This window comes from Armatimonas sp. (assembly GCF_043760365.1).
GTDB lineage: Bacteria > Armatimonadota > Armatimonadia > Armatimonadales > Armatimonadaceae > Armatimonas.
The window spans coordinates 1-2,381 of record NZ_JAYUPA010000068.1; the positions used below are offsets into that span (position 1 = coordinate 1).

General features: G+C 56.0%; 1 protein-coding gene. It reads left to right on the forward strand.

The features are described from left to right. Positions 1 to 1,773, forward strand: a 1,773-nt coding sequence (locus ACH2EH_RS01765) for a DUF2723 domain-containing protein (RefSeq protein WP_395138255.1), incomplete at its 5' end; no start/stop codon positions are given. Between the last annotated feature and the right edge of the window lie 608 nt (positions 1,774 to 2,381).

The window sequence follows — 2,381 nt, forward strand, 5'->3', positions numbered from 1 at the left end:
ACAATCAAGAGCACGATGTCTTCGCTCTCCGATAGAAAGATCGCCTGGCTACTCTTTGCCCTCGCCGCACTGATCTACGCACTCACGATGTGCCGCACGATCTACACGGGAGATGATGGAGACTTCGAGCTGGCAATGGCAACCCTGGGGGTCTGCCATCCCACAGGCTACCCGCTCTTCACCCTGCTGGGACGCGCCTTTCTTTTAGGACTCGCTCCCGTCATAGACGAGCCCGCGATGCGCGTCAACCTCATGACAGCGCTCTTTGGAGCTGGGGCCGTGGCCATGTTCTACCGGTTTGTCGCCGCACTTATCCCCTCACGCGTGGTGGCGACAAGCGCTGCACTCTTGCTCGCCTTTGCCCCGACTCTCTGGCAACAGTCGCTCTCATGCGAGGTCTACACGCTCACGGCGCTCTTTTTGTGCACGGTGCTCTGGCTGAGCATGCGGCTAGAGCGTGGGGAGCGTGTGCTCGGTTCGCTGGTGCTGGTTTATGGTCTGGCGCTCACGAACAATCTGACGATGGCGCTCTTTCTGCCGGGGTTCTTGATCTTCGCGTGGCGCAAAGTCGGCTTTAAGCAGCTCTTGGCCTATCTGCCTCTCTTTTTGCTACCCTTGCTTCTCTATGCCTATGTCCCGCTCGCTGCAAAATTTAGCCACTCCCCCGTGCTCTGGGGAAGTCCCAAGACACCCGAGCTGTTCTACAAGCACCTCTCGGGCGATCTTTACCGGCAGTTCATGTTCGCTCAGCCACTGGGTGTGGTTGGAGAGAATGCAATCCGCTACACAAAAGCCCTAGTGGCGGAGTTCGGGCCATGGACGCTCTGGCTGGCTCCGGCGGGAATCGCGGCGCTCTGGAAGACTCAGCGGAGCCTACTCTTACTAACTATTTGGATCGCTCTTTGCAGCCTGGTTTATGTGGTGAACTACCACATTTTAGATATCTATGTCTATTATTTGCCATCATTTATGATGATCGCGGTTTGGATCGCCGCAGGGGCACTGTCTCTTGCACAGCGTGTGGCTCTCAAGCCCAGAATCGCTACACTCGCCGCCATTGGCGTGCCCTTGATTGGACTTGGAACGCACTGGAAAGACGCTGACAAGAGCGGGAATTTTATCGAGGCGGATTTTTCTGAGAATATTCTACGCTCCGCTCCACAAAATGCGCTGATAATCACCGACTCCAATATCACTCTCACGCTCTGGTACCAGAAGTGGGTGAAGCACCAGCGCCCGGATGTGGTGGTGGCCGACTGGAACGCCCTAGGCAGTGCCTTGCTCTATGATGCCTGGTACTACCGCCACCTGCTTGCACAGTACCCCGCGCTCGATAGTGTTCTCCCGGGCACAAGCCTTTCCACCACACAGTTCGCCGACGGCCGCTTCCAGAGAGCGTTTTTTAGCCAAGCTCTCGCCGAAGGCCGCGCTGTACTTTTAGTGCGCGATACCCGCTTCGCACGCCGCAAGCTACTGAATACCAGCCTCACTGGGGTGGCAGCAGAGTTTGAACGCGCTCCCTGGGGAGTCACCGAGCGGCTCTATCTGCCCGGAACCCGCCCCGATTCCGAGGCGCTACTCGCCGCCAATCTTCCCCTCTGGACAAGTTTCACCACGCGTGGCCTGCTCACGGGCTGGGGTGAGCGCGATCCCCTTCAGCGCCATATCTTTGTGCGCTATGCTGAGGCATTTCAGGCACTGGATACACTCGCCAAAGAGACGGGGCATCCGGAGACACTCGCCGCAATAGAGAAACACATCGTAAGTCAGTAGCTACCACATATGCTATACTGGCGGCGGAGGACTACCCAAAGAGTAACTTATCCCCCCGCTAAAGCAGGGAGCTTTGACAGTAGAGAGGCCGAAACCGTCTCCCCGTCCATAGGGCAAGTTACATTGCCCCGTGTCGTCATTCAGGATAAACCCTGCAAGCCATACGGTGCGCAAGGGCTAGGAGGCCGGGCCTCCGTACCCCGCACCTAGCCGCGCAGGTCAATACTGAATCCGACCACACCAGAAAGAAAATCCTGATGCCGTCTGAATGTTTTACGAGCCAAAACGCTGTGTTGACTCAACCTCGGACATTCACTTTTAAAGGTAAATAAACCGTGACAGCCTCATAGTAGGTTTCGTGCCTTCATACCTGGCGTTAGAGCCATGACGATACTCAGTAGGATTTGAACAACCCGGAAAGACTTGGCAAAAATAAATTGAAGAATCAATCGCGGGAACTTCTATACGGTTCCCAATTCCTCTCCCTGCTAAAGCAGGGAGTCTCCTTGGAGGTTTTACTATGAAACGATCCCTGTTTCTTCGCCAGGGCCTCGCGCTGACCGCACTGGTCTCGCTGTTTTCCCTGGCATCGTGTAAAGATCAGGCGG